Annotated in this window: 20 protein-coding genes; 4 read left to right on the top strand and 16 right to left on the bottom strand. The window is 72.6% G+C overall.

Annotated elements, in window-relative coordinates:
- Positions 1–57: 57 nt before the first annotated feature.
- From pheT to infC, 7 genes are all read right to left on the bottom strand, one after another.
- Positions 58–2,604 carry a phenylalanine--tRNA ligase subunit beta gene (gene pheT, locus ACZ7DY_RS29280; protein WP_471140353.1) on the bottom strand — a complete coding sequence of 849 codons (2,547 nt, stop codon included), beginning with the start codon at positions 2,602–2,604 and terminating at the stop codon, positions 58–60.
- Complete coding sequence (pheS, locus tag ACZ7DY_RS29275; RefSeq protein WP_471140351.1) at positions 2,604–3,734, bottom strand: phenylalanine--tRNA ligase subunit alpha; 1,131 nt, start codon at positions 3,732–3,734, stop codon at positions 2,604–2,606. The genes pheT and pheS overlap by 1 nt, the downstream gene beginning before the upstream one ends.
- A gap of 157 nt (positions 3,735–3,891) precedes the next feature.
- Positions 3,892–5,034, bottom strand: coding sequence for a sensor histidine kinase (locus ACZ7DY_RS29270; protein WP_471140347.1), 1,143 nt, complete (start codon positions 5,032–5,034; stop codon positions 3,892–3,894).
- A 160-nt stretch (positions 5,035–5,194) separates the two neighbouring features.
- Positions 5,195–6,022 carry a TrmH family RNA methyltransferase gene (locus ACZ7DY_RS29265; protein WP_471140345.1) on the bottom strand — a complete coding sequence of 276 codons (828 nt, stop codon included), beginning with the start codon at positions 6,020–6,022 and terminating at the stop codon, positions 5,195–5,197.
- A 199-nt stretch (positions 6,023–6,221) separates the two neighbouring features.
- A complete protein-coding gene (gene rplT, locus ACZ7DY_RS29260; RefSeq protein ID WP_471140343.1) occupies positions 6,222–6,605 on the bottom strand; it encodes a 50S ribosomal protein L20 in 384 nt (127 codons plus the stop codon).
- Positions 6,606–6,700: 95 nt separating this feature from the next.
- Positions 6,701–6,895: a 50S ribosomal protein L35 gene (gene rpmI / locus ACZ7DY_RS29255; RefSeq protein WP_471140340.1), complete on the bottom strand. Its 195-nt coding sequence runs from the start codon at positions 6,893–6,895 to the stop codon at positions 6,701–6,703.
- 106 nt (positions 6,896–7,001) lie between these two features.
- A complete protein-coding gene (gene infC / locus ACZ7DY_RS29250; RefSeq protein ID WP_471140896.1) occupies positions 7,002–7,664 on the bottom strand; it encodes a translation initiation factor IF-3 in 663 nt (220 codons plus the stop codon).
- A gap of 392 nt (positions 7,665–8,056) precedes the next feature.
- Between infC and ACZ7DY_RS29245 the strand changes: the two genes are divergently transcribed.
- Positions 8,057–8,419 (top strand): DUF1844 domain-containing protein, encoded by a 363-nt coding sequence (locus ACZ7DY_RS29245; protein WP_471140337.1) that lies wholly within the window; start codon positions 8,057–8,059, stop codon positions 8,417–8,419.
- 10 nt (positions 8,420–8,429) lie between these two features.
- On the opposite strand, the gene ACZ7DY_RS29240 is transcribed toward ACZ7DY_RS29245, so the two are convergent.
- From ACZ7DY_RS29240 to ACZ7DY_RS29230, 3 genes are all read right to left on the bottom strand, one after another.
- Positions 8,430–9,164 (bottom strand): SseB family protein, encoded by a 735-nt coding sequence (locus tag ACZ7DY_RS29240; protein ID WP_471140334.1) that lies wholly within the window; start codon positions 9,162–9,164, stop codon positions 8,430–8,432.
- A gap of 74 nt (positions 9,165–9,238) precedes the next feature.
- Entirely contained in the window at positions 9,239–10,414 is a 1,176-nt protein-coding gene (mycP, locus tag ACZ7DY_RS29235; RefSeq protein WP_471140332.1) for a type VII secretion-associated serine protease mycosin, read from the bottom strand.
- Positions 10,411–11,205 carry a hypothetical protein gene (locus ACZ7DY_RS29230; RefSeq protein ID WP_471140329.1) on the bottom strand — a complete coding sequence of 265 codons (795 nt, stop codon included), beginning with the start codon at positions 11,203–11,205 and terminating at the stop codon, positions 10,411–10,413. Before ACZ7DY_RS29230 ends, mycP begins: the two co-directional genes overlap by 4 nt.
- A gap of 1,064 nt (positions 11,206–12,269) precedes the next feature.
- Here ACZ7DY_RS29230 and ACZ7DY_RS29225 point away from each other — a divergent pair.
- Positions 12,270–13,472 carry an amino acid deaminase/aldolase gene (locus tag ACZ7DY_RS29225; protein WP_471140328.1) on the top strand — a complete coding sequence of 401 codons (1,203 nt, stop codon included), beginning with the start codon at positions 12,270–12,272 and terminating at the stop codon, positions 13,470–13,472.
- A 33-nt stretch (positions 13,473–13,505) separates the two neighbouring features.
- Here the strand turns inward: ACZ7DY_RS29225 and ACZ7DY_RS29220 are convergent, their stop codons facing one another.
- The 6 genes from ACZ7DY_RS29220 to ACZ7DY_RS29195 form a co-directional block, all read right to left on the bottom strand.
- Positions 13,506–14,450, bottom strand: coding sequence for a DUF2510 domain-containing protein (locus ACZ7DY_RS29220; protein WP_471140325.1), 945 nt, complete (start codon positions 14,448–14,450; stop codon positions 13,506–13,508).
- A gap of 28 nt (positions 14,451–14,478) precedes the next feature.
- Positions 14,479–15,777: an HAD family hydrolase gene (locus ACZ7DY_RS29215; RefSeq protein ID WP_471140323.1), complete on the bottom strand. Its 1,299-nt coding sequence runs from the start codon at positions 15,775–15,777 to the stop codon at positions 14,479–14,481.
- Positions 15,778–15,793: 16 nt separating this feature from the next.
- Positions 15,794–17,125 (bottom strand): haloacid dehalogenase-like hydrolase, encoded by a 1,332-nt coding sequence (locus tag ACZ7DY_RS29210; protein ID WP_471140894.1) that lies wholly within the window; start codon positions 17,123–17,125, stop codon positions 15,794–15,796.
- 103 nt (positions 17,126–17,228) lie between these two features.
- The gene (locus ACZ7DY_RS29205) at positions 17,229–18,011 is read right to left on the bottom strand and encodes a 3-oxoacyl-ACP reductase (protein WP_471140321.1); all 783 of its coding nucleotides are present in this window, start codon (positions 18,009–18,011) and stop codon (positions 17,229–17,231) included.
- 6 nt (positions 18,012–18,017) lie between these two features.
- The gene (locus ACZ7DY_RS29200) at positions 18,018–19,403 is read right to left on the bottom strand and encodes an aldehyde dehydrogenase family protein (protein ID WP_471140320.1); all 1,386 of its coding nucleotides are present in this window, start codon (positions 19,401–19,403) and stop codon (positions 18,018–18,020) included.
- A gap of 9 nt (positions 19,404–19,412) precedes the next feature.
- The gene (locus ACZ7DY_RS29195) at positions 19,413–20,783 is read right to left on the bottom strand and encodes a glutamine synthetase family protein (protein WP_471140318.1); all 1,371 of its coding nucleotides are present in this window, start codon (positions 20,781–20,783) and stop codon (positions 19,413–19,415) included.
- A gap of 75 nt (positions 20,784–20,858) precedes the next feature.
- Between ACZ7DY_RS29195 and ACZ7DY_RS29190 the strand changes: the two genes are divergently transcribed.
- Both ACZ7DY_RS29190 and eat read left to right on the top strand, forming a co-directional pair.
- The gene (locus tag ACZ7DY_RS29190) at positions 20,859–21,620 is read left to right on the top strand and encodes a FadR/GntR family transcriptional regulator (protein ID WP_471140317.1); all 762 of its coding nucleotides are present in this window, start codon (positions 20,859–20,861) and stop codon (positions 21,618–21,620) included.
- A 149-nt stretch (positions 21,621–21,769) separates the two neighbouring features.
- Entirely contained in the window at positions 21,770–23,215 is a 1,446-nt protein-coding gene (eat, locus tag ACZ7DY_RS29185; protein ID WP_471140315.1) for an ethanolamine permease, read from the top strand.
- Positions 23,216–23,236: the final 21 nt, after the last annotated feature.

Here is a 23,236-nt window from a genome sequence, read left to right as displayed (position 1 = left end):
TCCGGATGAGCCCCTCGTAACGCCCCTGGTGCGCCTGGCGGCGACCCCGCGTGGTGACTACGCTCCGCGCAGCACCGCGCCCGTCGCCTCGGCCGCGCGCGCGACGGCCGCGTCACGGGCCGCGGTGGCCTCGTCGACGGTGAGCGTGCGGTCGGCGGCGCGGAAGCGCAGCGCGTACGCGAGGGACTTCTTGCCCTCGCCGATCTGCTCGCCCTCGAAGACGTCGAACAGCCGGATGGACTCCAGGAGTTCGCCCGCGCCACCGCGCAGGTAGTACTCGACGACGGCGGCGGGCACCTCGGCGTCGACCACGAGGGCGACGTCCTGGGTGGCCACCGGGAACGTCGAGATGCGCGGCGCCCGGACGGCACCTTCGCGCGCCGACTCCAGCCGGTCCAGGTCGAGCTCCATCGCGCAGGTGCGCGCGGGCACGCCGAACGCCTTTACGACGCGCGGGTGCAGCTCACCTGCGTGGCCGACGGTGACGATCTCCCCGTCCACGACGACCTTCAGCTGGGCACAGCGGCCGGGGTGCCAGGGGCCGTACTGCCCCTGGTCGACGATGAGCTCGACACCGGCCTCACGGGCGATGGTCCGCGCCGACTCCACGGCGTCGGCCCAGTCCGCCGGGCGGCCCTTGCCCCACCAGCCGGCCTGCTCGCGGGCGCCCGCGAGGACGACGGCGGCGTGCCGGGGCTGGACGGGCAGCGCGTCGGTGAGGGACGCGATCTCCTCGTCGGTGGGGCGCCGGTCGACGGGCAGGCGCACCGCGACCTTCAGCTCCTCGCGCGGGTGGAAGACGAGGCCCGTCTCGAAGAGGGCCTGGTCGTGCGAGCCCCGGCCGTCATTGCGGCGGAGCGCGGAGAGCAGCCCCGGCAGCAGCGTCGTGCGAAGCGCGGGCTCCTCGTCGGAGATCGGGTTGACCAGCTTCACCACGCGGCGCGCCGGGTCGTCCTGGTCCAGGGCGAGCTGGTCGAAGACGCCCTCGCCGATGAACGGGTAGCTCAGCGCCTCCACGTAACCGGCACCGGCCAGCGCGCGGCCGACGCGGCGGTGCAGCCGCTGCCGCTCGGTGAGGCCGCGGCCCGCGGGGGGCTTGGGCAGCGTCGAGGGCAGGTTCTCGTACCCCTCGAGGCGGATGACCTCTTCGGCGAGGTCGTTCGGCTCGGCGAGGTCGGGGCGCCAGGACGGCACGGTGACCGTCAGGGCGTCCTGGCCGTAGACGTCGCAGCCGACCTCCTGGAGGCGGCGCACGACGGTCTCCCGGCCGTACGCCACACCGGCGACCTTGTCCGGGTGGTCGGCCGGCATGGAGATCGTGCGCGGCGCGGTCGGGGCGATGACCTCGGTGACGCCGGCCTCGGCGCTGCCGCCCGCGAGCAGCACGAGCAGGTCGACGGTGCGCTGCGCGGCGGCGGCCGCGGCCTGCGGGTCGACGCCGCGCTCGAAGCGCTTGGCCGCCTCGGAGGACAGCTTGTGGCGGCGCGCGGTGCGGGCGACGGAGATCGCGTCGAAGTGCGCGGCTTCGATCACCACCTCGGTGGTGCCGCGGGCCTCGGCCGCCGATGCCCCGGTCGGGTCGAACGCGGGGGTCTCGGAGTCGGCGATCTCGGTGTTGGCGCCGCCCATGACGCCGGCGAGGCCGATGGGGCCGCGGTCGTCGGTGATGACCAGGTCCTCGGCGTCCAGGACGCGCTTGGTGCCGTCGAGCGTGGTGAGCTGCTCGCCCTGCTCTGCCCTGCGGACACCGATCGTGCCCTGGATGCGGGAGCGGTCGTACGCGTGCAGGGGCTGGCCGAGCTCCATCATCACGTAGTTGGTGATGTCGACGGCGAGCGAGATCGGACGCATGCCGACCTTCTGCAGGCGGCGCTGGAGCCAGATCGGGGAGCGGGCCTCGGGCTGCAGGCCGGTGACGGTGCGCGCGGTGAAGCGGTCGCAGCCGATCGGGTCGCTGATCTTGACCGGGTAGCCGTAGGAGTTCGGCGCGGGCACGTCGAGCAGCGCCGGGTCGCGCAGCGGCAGGCCGTACGCGATGGCGGTCTCGCGGGCGACGCCGCGCATCGAGAGCGCGTAGCCGCGGTCGGGCGTGACGGCGATGTCCAGGACCTCGTCGACCAGCTCCAGGAGCTCGATCGCGTCGGTGCCGGCCTCGTGCTCGGGCGGCAGCACGATGATGCCGCCGGAGCCGTCGTCGCCCATGCCCAGCTCGTCGCCGGAGCAGATCATGCCGTGCGAGGTCTTGCCGTATGTCTTGCGGGCGGCGATGGCGAAGTCGCCGGGCAGGACGGCGCCGGGCAGCACCACGACGACCTTGTCGCCGACCCTGAAGTTCCGGGCGCCGCAGACGATCTCCTGCGGCTCGCCGGTGCCGTTGGCGGTGCCGACGTCGACGGTGCAGAAGCGGATGGGCTTCTTGAACCCCTCCAGCTCCTCGATGGTGAGGACCTTGCCCACGACGAGCGGGCCCTTGAGCCCGGCGCCGAGCTGCTCGACGGTCTCGACCTCGAGGCCGACCTCGATCAGCTTGGCCTGCACGTCACGGCCGGTCTCGGTGGCGGGGAGGTCGACGTACTCCCGCAGCCAGGAAAGCGGGACCCGCATCAGATCTCCATCCCGAACGGCCGGGTGAACCGGATGTCACCCTCGACCATGTCTCGCATGTCTTCGACGTTGTGGCGGAACATCAGCATCCGTTCGATGCCGAACCCGAAGGCGAATCCGCTGTACTTCTGGGGGTCGACGCCGCAGGCGGTGAGCACCTTGGGGTTGACCATGCCGCAGCCGCCGAGCTCGATCCAGCCCTCGCTGCCGCAGGTGCGGCAGGGGCGGTCGGGGTTGCCGACGGACTCGCCGCGGCAGACGTAGCAGACCATGTCCATCTCGGCGGACGGCTCGGTGAACGGGAAGTAGTTCGGCCGCAGGCGGGTCTTCATGTCCGGGCCGAAGAGCGACTGGACCATGTGGTCCAGGGTGCCCTTGAGGTCGGCCATGGTCAGGCCCTCGTCGACGGCGAGCAGCTCGATCTGGTGGAAGACCGGGGTGTGCGTGGCGTCGAGCTCGTCCGTGCGGTACACGCGGCCGGGGCAGACGATGTAGACCGGCGGCTCGCGGCGCTCGAGGAGCGCGCGGGCCTGCACCGGCGAGGTGTGCGTGCGCAGCACGACCCCGGACTCGTCGCCGTCGGTCCCCTCGGGGCCCCGGACGAAGAACGTGTCCTGCATCTGCCGGGCCGGGTGGTCCGGGGTGAAGTTCAGGGCGTCGAAGTTGAACCACTCCGCCTCGACCTCGGGGCCCTCCGCGACCTCGTACCCCATCGAGACGAAGACGTCGGCGACGCGCTCCATCATCGTGGTCAGCGGGTGCCGGGCGCCGGCGGGCATGCGGTCGTACGGCAGCGTGACGTCCACCGCCTCCTCGACCAGGACGCGGGCGTCGCGCTCGGCCTCCAGCTCGCTCTGGCGGGCGGCAAGCGCCTTGCTCACGGCGCCGCGCGCCATGCCCACGCGCTTGCCCGCCTCGGCCTTGGCCTGCGGGGGCAGCGCGCCGATCTCGCGGTTGGCGAGCGCCAGCGGCGAGGTGCCGCCGGTGTGCGCGACCTTGGCCTCCTGGAGCGCCTCGAGAGAGTCCGCGGCCGCGAAGGCGGCGAGCGCCTCGTCCCGCATGCGCTCGATCTCTTCAGGTTTCAGTGCCTCGACCTCAACAGGGTCGTACGACTTGTTCGGTGCCGACATCTCTTCCCGTGCTTCCGATTGGCTGGCGGATGGGTCCCCGTCAACGACTCGGAGACAAGCTGTCCCGGATTTGGGGACACAAAGTGCCAACGACCGAGTCTAACGGGGGTGCGGTGAACGAATGAGCCCGCGGGCTGCTCAGGGCGTCCTCACAGGGTCACTGGAGATACGCCGGGGCCCCCACGGGCAACGTAAATCGGAACTGGGCGCCGCCGCCGGGCGCGCGGCCGACCGTGATCGTCCCGCCGTGCGCCTCCACGATGCCCTTCACGATGTACAACCCCAGTCCCGTCCCGCCGCGCTTGCTGCCCCGCCAGAAGCGGGTGAAGACGCGGCCCATCGACTCCTCCGGAATGCCGGGACCTTCGTCGCTCACGGTCACGGCGGTCTCGGCGCCGCCCCGCTCGCGCGGCGAGGGGGAGGCCGCCGCCTCGATGGTGACGGTTCCCTCGCCGTGGCGCACCGCATTTTCCAGCAGGTTGCTCAGCACCTGGTCGATCTTGTCGGGGTCCGCCCAGAGGTCGGGCAGCGGCTGCTCGACCCGGACGAGGAAGCGGTCGGCGTCCTGGCCCGCCGCGACGTGTGCCTGGATGTGCCGGCCGACGGCGGCGCCGATGTCGACGGGCTGACGGCGCAGCTCCAGGCGGCCGGAGTCGATGCGGGAGATGTCGAGGAGCTCGGCGATCAGCCGGGTGACGCGATTGGCGTCGGCGTCGACGGTCTCCAGCATCAGTTTCTTCTGGTCGTCGGTGAACCTCTCCCACTTGGCGAGCAGCGTCGCGGTGAAGCCCTTGACGGAGGTGAGCGGCGAGCGGAGCTCGTGGGCGACCGTGGCGATCAGCTCGGCGTGGCTGCGCTCGGTGCGCCGACGGGCCTCGGTGTCCCGGACGCAGACGACGACGCGGCGTACGGGCCCGGTGGGGCGGGTGCGGACGTAGCGGGCGGAGACGAGGACCTCGCGGCCGCCCGGCAGGAGCAGGTTGCGCTCGGGCTGGCCGACGCGGATGGCGAGGCCGCCGTAGGGGTCGGTCAGCTGCCACCAGCGGCGGCCTTCGAGGTCTTCTAAGGGGAGGGCGCGGTCCAGGGGGGCGCCGAGGGCGTCGGCGGCGGAGACCGCGGTGATCCGCGCGGCGGCGGCGTTGAAGCAGACGATCCGGGCGCTCTCGTCGGCGATGACGAGGCCGTCGGGCAGCTCGTCGGGGTCGAGTCCGAGGTCGCCGAGGTCACCGGGGCCGCCGCGGTCCGTGCGGGCACGGACGACGTCCTGCACTCCCGGTGCTCTGCTCGTGCCGACACTCATTCCCCGTACCCCACCTCTCGGACTGTCGGTGGGGGTGCCTCCCTGCTCGGGGTCCCCCTCTCCGGGCGGAGCCGGGATACGAGGGGGTGAAGCCGAGAGCCTGGGGGAGGGCCCCCCGAGCCCGTCACACTACTAGCTCGATGTGACGGAGCGGACCCCCTCAGCGAGTACTGGAGGCGCGCTGGGCACGGGCGGAGGCGTAGAGGCACACGGCCGCGGCCGTCGCGAGGTTGAGGCTCTCGGCTCTGCCGTGGATCGGAACGCGCACCACCGCGTCGGCGAGTGCGCGGGTCTCCTCCGGCAGGCCCCAGGCCTCGTTGCCGAAGATCCAGGCGGTGGGGGTGCCCATGGTGCCCCGGTCGAGTTCGGTGTCGAGGTCGTGGGCGCCGGCCCCGTCCGCGGCGAGGATGCGGACGCCCGCCTCCTTGAGCCCCTGGACGGCCTGCTCGACGGGGACACCCACGGCGACGGGCAGGTGGAAGTGCGAACCGACGGACGCCCGCACCGACTTGGGGTTGTAGAGGTCCACGGAGGCGTCCGTGAGGACGACGGCGTCGGCGCCAGCGGCGTCCGCGCAGCGCAGCACGGTCCCGGCGTTCCCGGGGTCGCGGACGTGCGCGAGGACGGCGACGAGCCGGGGGCGGCCGGCGAGGATCTCCTCGAACGGCACGTCGAGGAAGCGGCAGACGCCGACGAGGCCCTGCGGGGTGACGGTCGTGGAGATGTCGGCGATGACGTCCTCGTCGGCTAGGTGCACCCGGGCCCCGGCCGCGCGGGCCTCCCCCACGATGTCGGCGTGGCGTTCGGCGGCGTCGACGGTGGCGAACAGCTCGACGAGCGTCTTCCCGTGCCCGGCGGCCTCCCGCACGGCCTGCGGCCCCTCGGCGAGGAACAGCCGCTCCTTGCCCCGGAAGTTCCGCTTGGCCAGCCGCCGCGCGGCACTGACGCGGGGCGACTTGGGGGAGATCGATTCGGGGGCGGCAACCATTCAACTCACCTCGGGACGGCGCCCCGCTGGGGGCGCGGGGCTGTATCAATATGCGGCTCCGCCGCGTGGGCGCGACCGGCCGAGAACGGAACCCGCGGACGGCAGACGGCAGAAGGGGCAGACGAGATCCGGAACGACAGCGGACCCGCGAGCCAAACGGCTCACGGGTCCGGAATCACGCCAGGGCGGGACGCAGGCGTCAGGCCGCCTTCGGGGCGTTGACGTCCGACGGCAGCGCCTTCTGCGCGACCTCGACGAGCGCGGCGAACGCGTTCTCGTCGTGCACGGCCAGCTCCGCGAGGATCTTGCGGTCCACCTCGATGTTGGCGGCCTTCAGACCCTGGATGAAGCGGTTGTAGGTGATGCCGTTGGCGCGGGCAGCGGCGTTGATGCGCTGGATCCACAGCTGACGGAAGTCGCCCTTGCGCTTCTTGCGGTCGTTGTAGTTGTAGACCAGGGAGTGGGTGACCTGCTCCTTGGCCTTGCGGTACAGGCGCGACCGCTGGCCGCGGTAGCCGCTGGCCTGCTCGAGGATCGCCCGACGCTTCTTGTGGGCGTTGACTGCCCGCTTGACGCGTGCCACTTGTTAACTCCTTGTAGCTGGGCCACGTGCGTGACCCGAGAACGGCTTGGTCCCGATGGTCGGTCGGCTGCGCCCTGACGCTGCAGGGCGCGCCGTCACATACCGAGGAGCTTCTTGGCCTTGGCGGCGTCCGCCGAGGACAGCTCGACGGTGCCGGCGAGACGACGGGTCAGCGTCGACGGCTTGTGCTCCAGGTAGTGGCGGCGACCGGCACGCTGCCGCAGCACCTTGCCCGAGCCGGTGACCCGGAAACGCTTCTTGGCACCGCTGTGAGTCTTGTTCTTCGGCATAGCGCCGTTCTCTCCTCGTCAGTGGCACTCCGATGCCCGGTCGCGAAACCGGGCATCCGGGAGCCATATGTATCGATTGGCATCCAATGGACTCGCGTCCAAGGGATCAGGCCTCGGCAGGAGCCTCGGCCGGGGCCTCGGCGGGAGCTTCGTCGAGCTCCTCTCCCTCGGCGGAGTTCTGCGAGCGGCCCGGGTTGGCCTTCGCGTCCGCCTTGCGAGCCGCCTGGGCCTCACGGGCCTCGGCCATCGCCTCGGTCTTCTTCTTGTGCGGACCGAGAACCATGATCATGTTTCGGCCGTCCTGCTTCGGGCTCGACTCGATGAACCCGAGGTCCTCGACGTCCGAAGCGAGGCGCTGCAGCAGTCGGAAGCCCAGCTCGGGGCGGGACTGCTCGCGACCACGGAACATGATCGTGATCTTGACCTTGTCGCCCTGCTTGAGGAACCGGACGACATGACCCTTCTTGGTGTCATAGTCGTGCGGGTCGATCTTCGGCCGGAGCTTCATCTCCTTGATGACCGTGTGCGCCTGGTTCTTGCGCGCCTCACGGGCCTTCATGGCCGACTCGTACTTGAACTTCCCGTAGTCCATGAGCTTGCACACGGGCGGACGGGCGTTCGCCGCGACCTCGACCAGGTCAAGGTCGTACTCCTGCGCAAGCTCCAGGGCCTTGGCAAGCGGAACAATCCCGACCTGCTCGCCGCTGGGACCGACAAGTCGCACCTCGGGAACGCGAATCCGGTCGTTGATGCGGGGCTCGGCGCTGATGGATCCTCCTCGGTAGCACCACGCGACCGTCTGGCGGACAGCCGCGTTACGTCTGTTGACTGGACCAACCGAGCGAGGCCACAAAAAATGCCCCGACCGATCACAGAAGGGGCTCCACGTACTACCGGAGCACCTCCGCGGTGATCGCGGGGCGCACATCGGGCGACCCGAAGCCTCGGGGACTTCGGCCGCCTGACCGGTGACCCGCCGCTCGGGGAGCGGCCAGGTGGGAGATCGGAGCCTCCACTTGTGGGCCGGATCCTTGCGCTGACACGCGGACATCCGGCCGGTCGTTACACAAGGTTAGCAGCTCCCGGGGTGTGGGGCTAACCGGCGCACCGACCCGGCTCCCGCGGACCGGGCCGATGGCGGCTCGGCATATCGTGGGGGCCATGAGCGACGCGACCCCCACCCCCGATTCCCCCGACTTCGACACCCTGACCCGTGACATCGCGGACGTCCCCGCGGTCGAGGTGATCACCACGGTGGCGGTCCACCTGATGAGCGCCGCCGCGGTCAACCTCGGCCTCGCCGAGGGCGGCGAGGGACACAAGGACCTGGACGAGGCCCGCAAGCTGATCCACTCGCTGGGCGGCCTGCTCGACGCGAGCGCCACGGAGATCAGCTCGTTCCACGCGGCGCCGCTGCGCGATGGCCTGAAGTCGCTGCAGCTGGCGTTCCGCGAGGCGTCGATCGTGCCGGACGAGCCGGGTCAGGGCCCCGGCGAGAAGTACACGGGGCCGGTCTTCGGCTGAGCCCCCGGGCTCACACCGTACGTACGTAGAGGGGCTCGCCCGGTGGCGTCGCCTCGGCCGGCAGAAGTGCCAGGTCGAGACCGCGCACCAGGCGGGCCCTCAGTGTTTCGTCGGCGGCGATCCGCCGGGCCACGCGCTGGGCGGCCTCCGCGGGGTCCGCGGCCGGGTCGAGGACGAGGGCGAGAGTGCCGTCCGCCGTGCCGGGGCCCAGGTGGGCGCGGAGCACGGCCCGCTCGGCGGCGACGGCCGCGCGCACCGCTGCGGTGACGGCGGGGTCGGCGAGCGGGTCGGCGCTGGCCCGGCCCTCGGCGAGGGCGATCAGCGCGGAGCGGCCCAGCTCGTAGGGAACGGGGCCCGCGAGGTCCAGGACGATCGTGTCGGCCTGTTCGTGCGCGGCGGCCTGCAGCGCCTGGTGCAGCGGTACGGCGACGGGGCGGGCCGCCGGGTCCCACAGGGCGAGGGCCTCGGTGGAGGTGAAGGCGGGCAGCGCCTTGCGGTCGCCGGCCTTGAGGGTGGGGACCGCCATGTCGCTGGTCTTCTCGCGGCGCAGCCCGTTCTCGTCCTCCTCCACTTCGCCGAGCACGGCGACGACGGGGACGAGCAGCCGGGCGCCGGCCAGGGCCTCGAGGACCGGGCCGTGGGCCGTGCGGTCCTCGGACCAGGCGGCGAGCGCCGCGGCGAGCCGGGGGTCGGCCGTCCCGTCGTCGTCGGAGAAGCCGGGGTCGGGAATGTTCTTGTTCGCCATGTTCGCCACGGTGTCGACCCTACAGAGCGGGGTCGACGCCCCGGTCAGGTGCCCGGGGCCGCCGCGTCCGGCCGTCAGGCGCCGGGGCCGCGCCGGGCGGCGCCGGACCTGGTCCGCCAGAGGTGGACCGCCGCCGCGAGCAGGGCGACGCCGAGGCCCCCGGCGACCGGTCCCAGCCAGCCGGCGGGCCCGTCGTCGCCGGTGTCCTCGTCGGGGCCCGGTCCGAAGTATTTCGAGCCGTAGGCGGCCGGGCGCGGCTTGTCGGGGGCGAGTCTGCCGCCGCGGGCGAGTGCGGCGGCGGGGTCGATCAGGCCGAAGCCGCGGGCGTCGTCGCGTCCGCCGGGCGGGGCGTCGCGTGCGGTGTCCTCGAGGAGCTGCTTGATCTGGGCCGGCGTGAGATCGGGGTGGGCGGCGCGGATCAGGGCGACGGCGCCCGAGACGAAGGCGGAGGCGGCGCTGGTGCCCCAGCCCTCGTAGTACTTGTGGTCGGGGTCGGCGATGACGATGTCGTCGCCGGGCGCGGCGACGGTGGCGTACCAGCGGCGGGTGGAGAAGGAGGCGCGGGCGCCGTTCTCGTCGACGGCCGTCGCGGCGATCACGCCGGGGTAGGCGGCGGGGTAGGAGATGTGGTCGCCGCGCTCGCCGCCGTTGCCCGCGGAGGCGACGACGGCGACGCCCTTCTTCAGGGCGTACTGGACCGCGGTGTCCTCGGCCGGTTCGGGGTGGGCGGACCTGGAGTCGTCGCCGAGGGAGAGGTTGATGACGTCGGCGCCGTGGTCGGCGGCCCAGCGGATGCCGTCGGCCAGGGCGTTGCCGCGGGTGTTGCGGGCCTTTTTGCGGTCCGGGTCACCGTCCTCCAGGATCACCCGGACCGGCAGGATCTTCGCCTCGGGCGCGACGCCGAGCACGCCGTCGGCGCGGCCCTCGCCGTGTCCGTGGCCCGCGATGATGCCGGCCATGGCGGTGCCGTGCCGGGCCCAGGGGCGGTCGCCGCGGCGGGCCCCGAAGCCGACCATGTCCTTGCCCTCCAGGACGTTGCCCGCGAGGTCGGGGTGTTCGCCGTCTATGCCGGTGTCCAGGACGGCGACGGTGATGCCCCGCCCCTTGGTGGTCTGCCACGCCTGGCCGGTGTGCATGGCGTCGAGGCCCCACTGCTGGGCGCGGATGCCGTCGTCGGCGTGGGCGGGGGCGGCGGGGGCGAGCGCGAGTGCGGTAGCCGCGGTGGCGACGAGGGCCCGGCGGAGCCTCATGACTTCTTCTCCGCGGCCGCGATGGTCTTGCGCAGGCCCCGCTCGACGCGGTCGGCGATGCCCTTCGCCTCGTGACCGAGGCCCGCCTGGGCCGGTGCCGACGTGGTGTTGGTGCCCATGGCCTCGGTGGCGGGCTCGGGGTCCGTGACGACGCGGCCGTCGGCGAACCCCGAGACGGCGTAGGCGACGACGGGCGCGTCCGGGAGCACGGAGATGGTCCAGGAGGCCCGTTGCGTGTCCCCGAACCCTTCGGCGGGGGTGCCCTTGGCGGCGTACGGGCGGGGCATGAGGTCGGGGCGCCGGTCGAGCCCCTCCTCCGTGAAACGGTTCCGCAGCGTCTGCATGCCGTCGGCGTCCGCCTTCGTGAACAGCAGGCCGACGGTGGTGACGTGGCTGCGTGTGGCGTCCGTGTACGTGGCGCGCAGCAGCCGCAGGCAGCCGGCCGGGGCGAGCGCCTTGCGCAGGAGCGGGTCGAAGGCGTCCCGGCAGCCGCTGTCCGGCGCGACGGCCACGCGGGTCCAGGAACGGTCCGCGCCGCCGGGGCCCGCGCCCTCGCCCTTGAGCGCGGGCGGGAAGAGCCGGTCGACGGGCACGCTGTGCCAGAGCCCGCCGGTGACGGTGTACGCGCTGCGGGCGGCGCCGCCCGCGGCGGACTCCCCGGTCAGCCAACTCCCGGTCACGGCACCGCCGATGAGCCCGAGCCCGAGGACGACACAGACGGCCGCGGCGGCGGCGCGGGCGCGCAGCCGGGCGGTGCGGTCGTCGTACATCGCGGGCCGCGCAAACGACACGAAGGGCCGCCCGGCCCCGGCCCCGACCACGCGCTGGCCGGCGGCCGTACGAGACACGCCCGAGGGCCCCGATTCTGACGAAACGTCACCGGGGACGGCCCGCAAACGGCCCGCAGCCCCTTCCGATGACAACACCTCGTCGGCCCCGGTAGGGCGGGGAGCCGCGGCCTGGCGCCCCACGGGACGCGGCGGGTTCGAGGCAGGGGCCTTGGGCACCGCCGACTCATGGGCGGCGGAAGGCAGCGGGTCTTGCGCGGACCGAGGCGCCGCCTCGGAAGCGGGGGCGGGAGGTGTGACAGGGCGTGGTGGCGTCCGGGGGGCCGGTGGCGCGGTGGGGGGCGGGGGCGGCAGCGCGTCGGTCGGCGTGATCGCAGGCGGGGCGTCGGGGAGTCGGGCCGAGGCCGGCGGAGGCGGGGTGGTGGTGCCGACTGCCTCGCGTCCGGCGCAGGGTTCTCGTCCGGTGGGTGCTTCGCCCTCGGCACGAACCTCGTCCCCGGTGCGGGCATCGCGTCCGGGGGGAACCTCGCCTTCCGTGCGGGCCTCGCCCTCGACACGGTCCTCGTCTCCGGTGCGGGCCTCGCGCTCGGCGCGGACCTCGTCCCCGGCGCGGGCATCGCGTCCGACCCGGGCCCGGTCGAAAGGGGCCAGTAGGGCCTGGATGCGGGTCGCCTGGTCGGGGGGTTCTGGGGGGTCCGTGGGGGTGGGGCGTGGGGTTTCCAGGAGCCAGTCCTGGTCTACCGGGGGGCGGACGTCGGGGAAGCGGGCGGACGGCGCGGGCGGCGGCTCGTCGGCGGGGGCCGGTGGGGCCGTGGGGCGGGGAGGCGTGGCAGGACGCGGGGGGATGGGGCTGCGAGCCGCCTCCGTGCTCATGCTCCCCCGTTTCCTCGCGCTCGGCCGGCCGGAGCGCGCGGTCGGCGAGGCTCCGTGCGCACCGCTCGGCCAGGCTCCGTGCGCGTCACTCTACGGGCTGGCGCGGGAGGCGAGGGAACCCAGTCCTCGCCCCCGGGCGATCTGCCCGGATCATCCCCCTACCCTCCGGTAATCGTGTCTGGCAGGCTTCGGCCATGACAGCCCGTGCAGCAGACCGGGCCCGTTACGACCGGGCCACCGCACACCTCGACGCCCCCGTGGCGATCGTCGATCTGGAGGCGTTCGACGCGAACGCCGACGACCTCGCACGCCGGGCCGCCGGCAAGCCGATACGGGTGGCGAGCAAGTCCGTGCGCTGCCGTGCCCTGCTCGAACGGGTGCTGGCCCGGGAGGGTTTCGCCGGGATCATGTCGTTCACGCTCGCCGAGTCGCTCTGGCTGGCCGGCGCCGGCTTCGACGACGTACTGCTCGCCTACCCCTCGGCGGACCGCGCCTCCTTCGCGCGGCTGACCGCCGACCCGAAGCTCGCCGCCGCGGTGACGGTGATGGTCGACGACCCGGCCCAGCTGCGGCTGATCGACGAGGCCAGGGACGGCGGCACCGAAGAGGTGCGGGTCTGCCTGGAGTTGGACACGTCCCTCAAGGTGCTGGGCGGACGGGTGCGCGTCGGGGCGCTCCGTTCGCCGCTGCACTCCCCCGCACAGGTCTCGGCCCTGGCCCGCGCCATCGTGCGGCGTTCGGGTTTCCGGCTCGTGGGCGTCATGGCGTACGAGGGCCATGTCGCGGGGGTGGGCGACGCGGTCGAGGGGCACCCGGCACGCTCGCGGGCGATCCGGATGATGCAGGCGGCGGCCCGCAGGGAGCTGGCCGCACGCCGGGGGCAGACCATCGCCGCCGTCCGGGAGGTCGCGCCGGAGCTGGAGTTCGTGAACGGCGGCGGCACCGGCAGCGTGCAGCACACCGCGGCCGAGCGTGCGGTCACCGAGATCGCGGCGGGGTCGGGGCTCTTCGTGCCGCGGCTCTTCGACAACTACACGTCGTTCAGCGGGCGTCCGGCCGCGCTCTTCGCGCAGCCCGTGGTGCGGCGGCCCGGCGCGGGGACCGTGACCGTGCTCGGCGGCGGCTATCCGGCGTCGGGGGTCGCGGGCCCGGACCGTTCGCCGGTCCCGTATCTGCCGGAGGGGCTCTCCTACGATCCGCAGGAGGGCGCCGGCGAGGTGCAGACGCCGCTGCACGGCCCGCCCGCGGACGATCTGCGGATCGGCGACAAGGTGTGGTTCCGGCACGCCAAGGCCGGGGAGCTGTGCGAGCGGTTCGAGACGCTGCACCTGGTCGAGGGCGACGAGGTGACGGGGAGCGTTCCGACGTACCGGGGCGAGGGGCAGACCTTCCTCTGACCCCGCACCCGGCCGCGCGGGCCCACCCCGGCGCTACGGGGTGGGCCCCACGTCCTCGCCGACGCCGCCACCCGTCGCGCTGTCGTCGACGGACCGGATGCCCTCGGTGATCTCGTCCATCACAGAGACCGGCGGCGCGTCGTCGCCGGCGCCGACGGCGAAGCGGACGATGACCGGCGACTGAGAGCCGACACTGGACTTGAACGCGAGCGACTGGACGTACCCGCCGGGGCCCTTGGCGGTGTGGACGCGCCAGCGGACGTAGTAGCCGGAGCGCCCGGCGACGGCGATCTGGCCCTCCTTGAGCTTCTCGTGGCCCGTGATGCCGCCGTAGGGCTGCTTGTCCAGCTTGTCCCGGTCGTACGCCGCGTCGGCCGCGTCCTTGATGTCGGCGAGGGCGATCGCCTTGGGGTCGGTCTCGTCCGTGCCCGTCACGGTGCTCGACGTGACGGTGCCCTCGCGGCAGAGGCCGGAGTCGCCCGGACAGTCGACGATGTCCGGGGTCTGGATGGTGGCGCCGCCGCCGAAGGAGTCGTCGTCCTTCTCCCAGCCGTCGGGGACGGGCAGCGTGATGCCGTTGAGGTCGTCGACGAGGGTGTCCGGGTCGGGGTCGGAGGTCGGGGAGGCCGACTTCGACGCCGTTTCGCTCGGCGCGGGTGCGCTCTTGACGGGCACGCTCGGCCCCGGCGCGCCGCCCGTGGCCCCGCCGTCGTCCTTGGTCAGGAGGACGGCGCCGGTGACGATCGCGCCGACGAGGACGACCCCGGCGGCGGCGAGCGCCACGACCTTGCCCCGGCCGCCGCCGGAGCCGGCCGGGGCCATCACGGCCGTGACGTCGCCGGGCGGCCCGAAGCCCTGCTGCGCCTGCGTGTACTCGGGAGTCCGCCGGTGCTCGGTCCAGGCGGTCCCGTCCCACCAGCGCTCCACGCCCGGCGCCGATGGGTCGGGGTACCAGCCGGGCGGAGTCGACATGCTCATCCCGGCACTCTAGGACCTGCCGTGAAGATCAGTACACCGAGTCCGTCTGGTCGGGGACGATGGCCCCGTCCGGGCGCCGGACGGGGCCCTTGTCGCCGTTGTGTTCGTTGTACGCGCTCGTCGAGCAGGGGTAGGGGTCGGCCTTCTGCTTCAGCGGTTCGATGAACATGGGGTTCACGATCCAGCGGCCGTCCGCGTCGTCGTAGGCGCGGCACATCACCTCGTTCTTGTTGCGGTTCAGCACGAGGTGCGCGCCGGTCGCGTCGCCGACGAAGGTGACGTCCGTGTCGGCGTCGCCGCCGCCGAGCGCGATGCGGTGCGCCCGGTCCTGCCTGTCCCAGGCCTTCTTGCCCTTGATGCCGAAGATCTCCTGGTTGATCCAGCAGCGCTTGCCGTCGATGTACGGGATGGCCTCGCCCTTGTTGACGGGGACACCGCCACAGCCCTGGTTCCAGGTGGTGATGCGGCCCTTGCGGTCCAGGACCGAGCGGATGGCGACGGTGTGCCGCCGGTCGATGCCGACGCCCTTCGACCAGACCTCGGTGACCGGCTCCGAGCCGGCCGAGACGATGTAGACGTCGAAGCCGGCCTTCTTGAGGGTGCGGATCAGGTCGCGCTGCTGGTCGTAGTAGCGGACGTAGCCGGGGATCTCGTGGGTGCCGACCCGCTGGGTGGCGCCGATCGGGGCGGCCAGCGCCTCGGTGCGGGCCTTCGCCGCGTACGACTCCAGCTCGCGGACGGTGTGCCCGGCGAAGAGCTGCGGCACCCAGGCGTACTGCGGGACGGTGTGACGGTGGTCCCACTCGCCCGCGAAGGCGGCGGCGCCGCTCATCGTCCTGCCGTCCTCGCGGACCTCGAAGATCTCGTCCGCGCAGGCGGTGTCGGTGGAGGTGGGCAGCGGCCTGCCGACGGGCACGTCGGTGCCGCAGGCCTCGGTGAGGGCGCGGTCGGCCTCGTCGGTCATCCACTTGCTGGTGGACTTCCAGCTCTTGGGGCGCAGGATCTTGTCGTGCCGCAGGGACCAGGCGATGGTCGCGTCGGTGACGTCGTTCTTGGTGACGGTGTTGTCCCAGTCGAAGGCGGCCACCGGTCGCTGGTGGCCGTGTCCGGACCGCGGGTGCGAGCAGCTGCCGCGTTCGTCGATCATCCGCTGGAGGTGGGCGCGGTTGTCGCCGTACCAGGTCAGCTTCTTCGACAGCTGGGGGCAATGCCCGGTGGCCGTACGGGAGTTCGCGGGCGTGGCGGCGGCCGCGGGGAGAGCTGCCGGCACGGCCGCCAGGGTGGCGGCGGCGGCCAGGGTCAGCGCCAAAATGTTTCTGTTACGCATGCGTGTGGACCGTACATCAGTCCTTCGCCGTCGGCGATGGTGCCGACGGCCCGTACACCGTGTCCAGCTGATCGGGGATCACGGACCCGTCCGTACGGCGCACCGGGGCCCGTGTGCCGTCCCGTCGGACGTATCCGGTGGTGGCGCAGGGGTAGGGGCCGGCCTTCCTGGCCTTGGGTGCGATGAACATGGGGTTGACCAGCCAGCGGCCGTCGCCGTCGTCGTAGGCCCGGCACATCAGCTCGTTCTTGTTGCGGTTCAGGGCGAGCCGCAGGCCGGTGGCGTCACGCAGGAAGGAGACGTCGGTGTCGGAGTCGCCGGCGGCGAACACCGGGCGCCGCACGGCGGGTTGGACCCGCTCGGCGGCGGCGCCGCGCACCCCGTAGATCTCCTGGTTGATCCAGCAGCGCTTGCCGTCGATGTACGTGATCATCGAGTCGTCGCCGTCCTCGGCGGTTCCGCAGCCCTTGAGGTGGGCGGTCTGCCTGGCGTGCGCGGTGACGTTGCGGATGCCGAGGGTGTGCCGGGCGTCGACGCCGACGGCCTCGGCCCAGACCTCGGCGACGGGTTCGGGGGAGGCGGAGACGATGTGGACGTCGAAGCCGGCCTTCTTCAGGGTGTGGATCAGGTCGCGCTGCTGGTCGTAATAGCGGATCCAGCCGGTGACCCGGCCGGTGCCGACCCGCTGTTCCGTGCCGATGGGCGCGGCGAGGTTCTCCTTGCGGGCGGCGGCCGCGAACTGCTTCACCCGGTGGGTGGACCAGCCGTGGGTGAGCTGGGCGAGCCAGGCGTACTGCGGTTCCATCCGGCGGTGGTCGAAGCCGTCGAAGGCGGTCGCGCCCGAGGTGGTGGTGCCCTCGCCGTAGACGGTGCGTATCTCGTCGGCGCAGGCGGTGTCGCGGTCGGTGGGGAGGGTGGTTCCGGTGGCCGGGCAGGCCTTGGCCAGGGCCTGTGCCGCGGGGGCGGTCAGGTAGCGGCTCGTGGTGTGCCAGTCGCCGCGCTCCGGGGTGCGGATCCTGCCGTTGCGCAGCAGCCAGTACAGGGTGGCGTCGCCGATGTCGTTCTTAATGACGGTGTTGTCCCAGTCGAAGACGGCGACCGGCCGGGCGCCGCCGTCGTGCCGGTGTGGGCCGCAGCGGCCGTACGCATCGATCATCCGCTGCAGACGCTCCTTGTTCTGGCCGTACCAGCCCTTCGTGACGGTGAGGTCGGGGCAGGCGGCCGGGCGGCCGTGCGCGGCGGGCCGGGTGGCCCGGGCCGCTTCGGCGGGGGTCTGGACGGTGGCGAGGCCGGCTGCGGCGGTGGCGAGCACGGCGGCGCAGGCAAGGGCGCGGCGCTTGAAGTTCACGGACACACTCCAGTGTTTACGCAGGTCAGCCGGGCGTCGTGCGACGCCCGGCTGACGGGTGGGTGGCTGCTGGGTGAACTACGGGAGCAGCTGCGAGCGGGGCCTAGAGCGGCGTGACGTACGCGCCGGAGATGCCGCCGTCGACCAGGAAGTCGGTGGCGTTGACGAAGGAGGAGTCGTCGCTGGCGAGGAACGCCACCGCGGCGGCGAGCTCGTCGGCCTCGGCGAAGCGGCCCACGGGGATGTGGACGAGGCGGCGGGCGGCGCGCTCGGGGTCCTTGGCGAACAGCTCCTGGAGGAGCGGGGTGTTGACCGGGCCGGGGCAGAGCGCGTTGACGCGGATGCCCTCGCGGGCGAACTGCACGCCCAGCTCGCGGGACATGGCGAGGACGCCGCCCTTGGAGGCGGTGTAGGAGATCTGCGAGGTCGCCGCGCCCATCCGCGCCACGAACGAGGCGGTGTTGATGATGGAGCCCTTGCCCTGTCGCCGCATGTAGGGGATGGCGGCCTTGCAGCACAGGTAGACGGAGGTGAGGTTGACCTCCTGGACGCGCTTCCAGGCCTCCAGGCCGGTGTCCAGGATGGAGTCGTCGTCGGGCGGTGAGATGCCCGCGTTGTTGAAGGCGACGTCGACGGAGCCGTAGGTCTCGTAGGCCGTCCTGAAGAGCGCCTCGACCTGCTCGGCGTCGGTGACGTCGACCTTCACGAAGGTCCCCCCGACCTCCTCGGCGGCCTTCTTGCCCGCGCTCTCGTCGATGTCGCCGCAGACGACGTGGGCGCCCTCGGACGCGAGGCGGCGCGCGGTGGCGAGGCCGATGCCGCTGCCGGCGCCGGTGATGACGGCGGTGCGGCCGACGAGGCGGCGGCAGATGGTCTGGTCGGTCATGGTGCTTCAGGCCTCCGTGCTGTCGGTGCGTGCGGTGCTGATGAAGACGTTCTTGGTCTCGGTGAAGGCGGCGAGCGCGTCCGGGCCGAGTTCACGGCCGAGCCCGGACTGCTGGTAACCCCCGAACGGGGTCCAGTAGCGCACGCTGGAGTGCGAGTTGACGGAGAGGTTGCCGGCCCGGACAGCGCCGGAGACGCGCAGTGCCCGCCCCACGTCACGCGTCCAGATCGAGCCGGACAGGCCGTACTCGGTGGCGTTGGCGAGCCGGATGGCGTCGGCCTCGTCCTCGAAGGGGATGACCACGGCGACCGGCCCGAAGACCTCCTCGGTCGCGACGGGCGCGTCCGGGTCGACGTCGGTGAGCAGGGTCGGCGGGAACCAGAAGCCGGGGCCCTCGGGGGCCGCCCCGTGGATGCCGGTGCCGGGCGGGACGTAGGACCGTACGCGCTCCAGCTGGGCGGCGGAGATGAGCGGGCCCATCTGGGTCTTCTCGTCGGACGGGTCGCCCACGACGACCGATTCGACGGCGGGCCGCATGGTCTCCAGGAAACGGTCGTGGACCGAGCGCTGCACGAGGATGCGGGTGCGGGCGCAGCAGTCCTGGCCGGAGTTGTCGAGGTACGCCATGGGGGCGGCGAGGGCCGCGGCCTCCACGTCGGCGTCGGCGAAGACGATGTTCGGGCTCTTGCCGCCGAGTTCGAGGGTGAGGCGCTTCACGCGGTCGGCGCACTTGGTCATGATCCGCTTGCCGACGCGGGTGGAGCCGGTGAACACGATCTTGGCGACGCCGGGGTGCTCGACGAGCGCGTTGCCCGCGTCGTCGCCCGTGCCCGGCAGGACCTGGAAGAGGCCTTCGGGAAGGCCTGCCTCCAGGGCGAGTTCGGCGAGGCGCAGCGCGGTGAGCGGTGTCGTCTCTGCGGGTTTGAGGATCACCGCGTTGCCGGCCGCGAGGGCGGGGGCGGTGCCCCAGGCGGCGATCGGCATCGGGAAGTTCCAGGGGGCGATGACGCCGACGACGCCGAGGGGTTCGAGGAGGGTGACGTTGAGGCCGCCGGGGACCGGGATCTGGCGGCCGTTCAGGCGCTCCACTCCCCCGGCCGCGTACTCCAGGAGGTCGCGGACGTTGCCGGCCTCCCAGCGGGCGTTGCCGATGAGGTGGCCGGCCTCGCGCACCTCACAGTGGGCCAGTTCCTCGAGGTGGCCGTCGACGACGGACGCGAAGCGGCGCAGCAGGCGGGCGCGGTCGGCGGGGGCAGCGGCGGCCCACGCGGTCTGCGCCGTGGCGGCGCGGGCGACGGCGGCGTCGACGTCCCGCGCGGTGGCGGCGGGGACGGTGGCGACGACTTCTTCGGTCGCCGGGTTCAGTACGTGGAGTTCATGCAGGTCGGACACGGCAGGGCCTCACATGCGTTCGAAGGAGCGGCGCAGCTCCCAGTCGGTCACCGCGGAGTCGAAGGCGTCCAGCTCGACCCGCGCCATGTTGCGGTAGTGCGCGACCACCTCGTCGCCGAAGGCCGCCTTGGCGATGGGGCTGTTCTCCCAGAGCTCGGCGGCCTCGCGCAGGGTGGTGGGGACGTGCTCGTATTCGCCGCCGTAGGCGTTGCCGGTGCACTCCGCGGGCAGTTCGAGCTTCTGCTCGACGCCGTACAGGCCCGCGGCGACCAGTCCGGCGACCGCGAGGTGCGGGTTGACGTCGCCGCCCGGCAGGCGGTTCTCGAAGCGGAGCGAGGGGCCGTGGCCGACGACGCGGAGCGCGCAGGTGCGGTTGTCGTGGCCCCAGGCGGCGGCGGTCGGCGCGAAGGAGCCGGGCCGGAACCGCTTGTAGGAGTTGATGTTGGGCGCGTACAGCAGGGAGAAGTCGCGCAGTGCCGCGAGCTGGCCGGCCAGGAAGTGCCGCATGATGGGCGACATGCCGTGCGGGTCGTCCGGGGAGCCCGCCATGACGTTGGTGCCGTCGGCGTCCTGGAGCGAGAGGTGGATGTGGCAGGAGTTGCCCTCGCGCTCGTTGAACTTGGCCATGAAGGTGAGCGAGACGCCCTCCTGGGCCGCGATCTCCTTGGCGCCGGTCTTGTAGATGGCGTGCTGGTCGCAGGTGACGAGAGCCTCGTCGTAGCGGAACACGATCTCGTGCTGGCCCGGGTTGCACTCGCCCTTGGCGGACTCGACGACGAGGCCCGCTGCGGCCATGTCGTTGCGGATGCGGCGCAGCAGCGGCTCGATGCGGCCGGTGCCGAGGACCGAGTAGTCGATGTTGTACTGGTTGGCCGGGGTGAGGCCCTTGTACCCCGCGTCCCAGGCCTGTTCGTAGGTGTCCTTGAAGACGATGAACTCCAGCTCGGTGCCGACGTGCGCACTCAGGCCGAGCTCGGCGAGACGCTCCAGCTGGCGGCGGAGGATCTGGCGGGGCGCGGCGACCACGGGCGAGGAGTCGTTCCAGGCGAGGTCCGCGATGAGCATCGCGGTGCCCTCGTTCCAGGGGACCCGGCGCAGCGTGGTGAGGTCGGGGTGCATGGCGAAGTCGCCGTAGCCGCGGTCCCAGGAGGACATGGCGTATCCGTCGACGGTGTTCATCTCGGTGTCGACGGCGAGGAGGTAGTTGCAGCCCTCCGTGCCGTGTTCGAGGACCTCGTCGAGGAAGAAGCGGGCGGCGAACCGCTTGCCCTGGAGCCGCCCTTGCATGTCGGGGAAGGCCAGGACGACAGTGTCGATCTCGCCGCTCGCGACGAGGGCCGTCAGCTCCTCGACGGCGAGCGGTGGTGTGCGGTCTGCCACGGGAAAAGCCTCCTTGGGTCAGCCGGGAGCCATAAGGTATTGCGGAGAACCTTTGCTTGGGAAGGGGGTACGGGCATGTCGCACACGGAAGAGGGCGCGCCGGGGGGCACCTCGCCCGCGCCGCAGGACGACGACCGGCTGACTCCGGTGCTGCGTCCGGTGCGGGCGGGCAACGGCTTCGAGGAGGCGCTGGAGCAGATCCTCCAGGTCGTCCGCCTCGGCCTGGTCCCCGGCGGCGAACGCCTGCCGTCGGAGCGGGAGCTGGCCGACCGCCTCGGCATCAGCAGGGTCACGCTGCGCGAGGTCCTGAAGGTGCTGCAGGACCAGGGGCTCGTGGAGTCGCGGCGCGGGCGGTACGGCGGCACCTTCGTGCGCCCGCGCCCCGAGGCGCCCGGCGAGGACGAGCTGCGCCGCCGCATCAAGGACGTCGACGTGGAGGACGCGCTGCGCTTCCGCGAGGTCCTGGAGGTGGGCGCGGCCGGGCTCTGCGCGGCGCACGGGCTCACCGGCGAGCAGGCCGACCGGTTGCGGGCGGCACTCGACCGGACCCATGACGCGCCCCTTTCGGAGTACCGCAGGCTGGACACGCTGCTGCACCTCACCCTCGCCGAGCTCTGCGGGTCGCCGACGCTCACCGCGCAGTACGCGGCGGTCCGGGCCACCGTCAACGACCTCCTGGACTGCATCCCGCTCCTGGTGCGGAACCTGGAGCACTCGCAGCGCCAGCACACCGCGCTGGTCGAGGCGGTGCTCGACGGGGACGCGGACGGCGCGCGGGAGATGATGCGCGAGCACTGCGCGGGGACGGCGGCGCTGCTGCGCGGCTTCCTGACGTGAGGCGCGATTAACCGGCGTGTAACGCACGGGGCTTGATTTCTCCCACCCGGCACGGCAAAGGTATGGCTCCGTTCCATTGAGTCGCCCGCCTGAGTCGCCCCCTGGGCCGCCCGCCGCAAGCCGCAGTGCCCTCGTATAGGAGCCGTGCCATGACCGTGGAGTCCACCAAGCCGAGCCCAGCCGAACCGGCGGACGACTATCTGGAGCGCAGAACGCTCCGCCGGGGCAGCGCGGGCTGGCTCCTGCTCACCGGCCTCGGCGTCGCCTACGTCGTCTCCGGCGACTACTCGGGCTGGAACTTCGGCCTCGCCGAGGGCGGCTTCGGCGGCCTCGCCATCGCCATGGCGCTCATGGGCGTGATGTACGCGTGCATGGTCTTCTCGCTCGCCGAGCTCTCGTCCGTGCTGCCCACGGCGGGCGGCGGCTACGGCTTCGCGCGCCGGGCGCTCGGGCCCTGGGGCGGCTTCCTGACCGGCACGGCGATCCTCATCGAGTACATACTCGCCCCCGCCGCGATCTCCATCTTCATCGGCGACTACGTCGAGTCGCTCGGCCTCTTCGGGCTCACCTCGGGGTGGCCGGTGTACCTGGTCTGCTTCGTGGTCTTCATCGGCATCCACCTCTGGGGCGTCGGCGAGGCGCTGCGGTTCAGCTTCGTGGTGACGGGCGTCGCGGTGGCGGCGCTGCTGGTCTTCGCGGTCGGCGCGTTCATGGACTTCGACGCGTCGAAGCTGAACGACATCCCCGTGGACGCGGACTCCTTCGGCGCCAGTTCCTGGCTGCCGATGGGGGTCCTCGGCATCTGGGCGGCGTTCCCCTTCGGCATGTGGTTCTTCCTCGGCGTCGAGGGCGTACCGCTGGCCGCCGAGGAGACGAAGGACCCGGCGCGCACGCTGCCGCGCGCGATCCGCTGGTCGATGGCGATCCTCGTCGCGCTCGCGCTCCTCACCTTCTTCGCGTCGGCCGGCGCGCGCGGCGCCGACGCGATCCAGGGCGCCGGCAACCCGCTGGTCGAGGCGCTACAGCCGGACGGCAGGGCGACGGGCCTGAGCCGCGTCATCAACTACGCGGGCCTCGCGGGCCTGGTGGCCTCCTTCTTCTCGCTGATCTACGCGGGCTCGCGCCAGCTCTTCGCCCTCTCCCGGGCCGGCTACCTCCCCCGCTTCCTGTCGCTCACCAGCAGCCGCAAGGCCCCCTACCTGGGCCTGCTCGTCCCGGGCGCGATCGGCTTCGGCCTGGCCGCGGCGACCGGTGACGGCGCCCGCATGCTGAACGTCGCGGTCTTCGGCGCGACCATCTCGTACGCGCTGATGTCGCTCTCGCACATCGTGCTGCGCCGCCGCGAGCCCGGCCTCGAACGGCCCTACCGCACGCCCGGCGGCGTCCTGACCTCGTCCGTGGCGCTGGTCCTCGCGTGCGCGGCGCTGGTCGCCACCTTCCTGGTGGACGTGGTGGCCGCGCTCATCGCACTCGCCGTGTACGTCGTCGCCATCGCCTACTTCGGGATGTACAGCCGCCACCGTCTGGTGGCACGCGCGCCGGAGGAGGAGTTCGCGGCGCTGGCGGCCGCCGAGGCAGAGTTGGAACGCAATTGATCAGCACGGTGAGGGTGGACG

It is taken from the genome of Streptomyces sp. NPDC037013 (genome assembly GCF_055607265.1).
The sequence above is the reverse complement of the archived record's forward strand: the minus strand, read 5'-3'. Positions and strand labels throughout refer to the sequence as shown.

Coding starts and splice junctions, on each gene's coding strand:
- pheT (WP_471140353.1), bottom strand. CDS start 2,604: ATGCGGGTCCCGCTTTCCTGGCTGCGGGAGTACGTCGACCTCCCCGCC.
- pheS (WP_471140351.1), bottom strand. CDS start 3,734: ATGTCGGCACCGAACAAGTCGTACGACCCTGTTGAGGTCGAGGCACTG.
- ACZ7DY_RS29270 (WP_471140347.1), bottom strand. CDS start 5,034: ATGAGTGTCGGCACGAGCAGAGCACCGGGAGTGCAGGACGTCGTCCGT.
- ACZ7DY_RS29265 (WP_471140345.1), bottom strand. CDS start 6,022: ATGGTTGCCGCCCCCGAATCGATCTCCCCCAAGTCGCCCCGCGTCAGT.
- rpmI (WP_471140340.1), bottom strand. CDS start 6,895: ATGCCGAAGAACAAGACTCACAGCGGTGCCAAGAAGCGTTTCCGGGTC.
- ACZ7DY_RS29245 (WP_471140337.1), top strand. CDS start 8,057: ATGAGCGACGCGACCCCCACCCCCGATTCCCCCGACTTCGACACCCTG.
- ACZ7DY_RS29240 (WP_471140334.1), bottom strand. CDS start 9,164: ATGGCGAACAAGAACATTCCCGACCCCGGCTTCTCCGACGACGACGGG.
- mycP (WP_471140332.1), bottom strand. CDS start 10,414: ATGAGGCTCCGCCGGGCCCTCGTCGCCACCGCGGCTACCGCACTCGCG.
- ACZ7DY_RS29225 (WP_471140328.1), top strand. CDS start 12,270: ATGACAGCCCGTGCAGCAGACCGGGCCCGTTACGACCGGGCCACCGCA.
- ACZ7DY_RS29220 (WP_471140325.1), bottom strand. CDS start 14,450: ATGAGCATGTCGACTCCGCCCGGCTGGTACCCCGACCCATCGGCGCCG.
- ACZ7DY_RS29215 (WP_471140323.1), bottom strand. CDS start 15,777: ATGCGTAACAGAAACATTTTGGCGCTGACCCTGGCCGCCGCCGCCACC.
- ACZ7DY_RS29205 (WP_471140321.1), bottom strand. CDS start 18,011: ATGACCGACCAGACCATCTGCCGCCGCCTCGTCGGCCGCACCGCCGTC.
- ACZ7DY_RS29190 (WP_471140317.1), top strand. CDS start 20,859: ATGTCGCACACGGAAGAGGGCGCGCCGGGGGGCACCTCGCCCGCGCCG.
- eat (WP_471140315.1), top strand. CDS start 21,770: ATGACCGTGGAGTCCACCAAGCCGAGCCCAGCCGAACCGGCGGACGAC.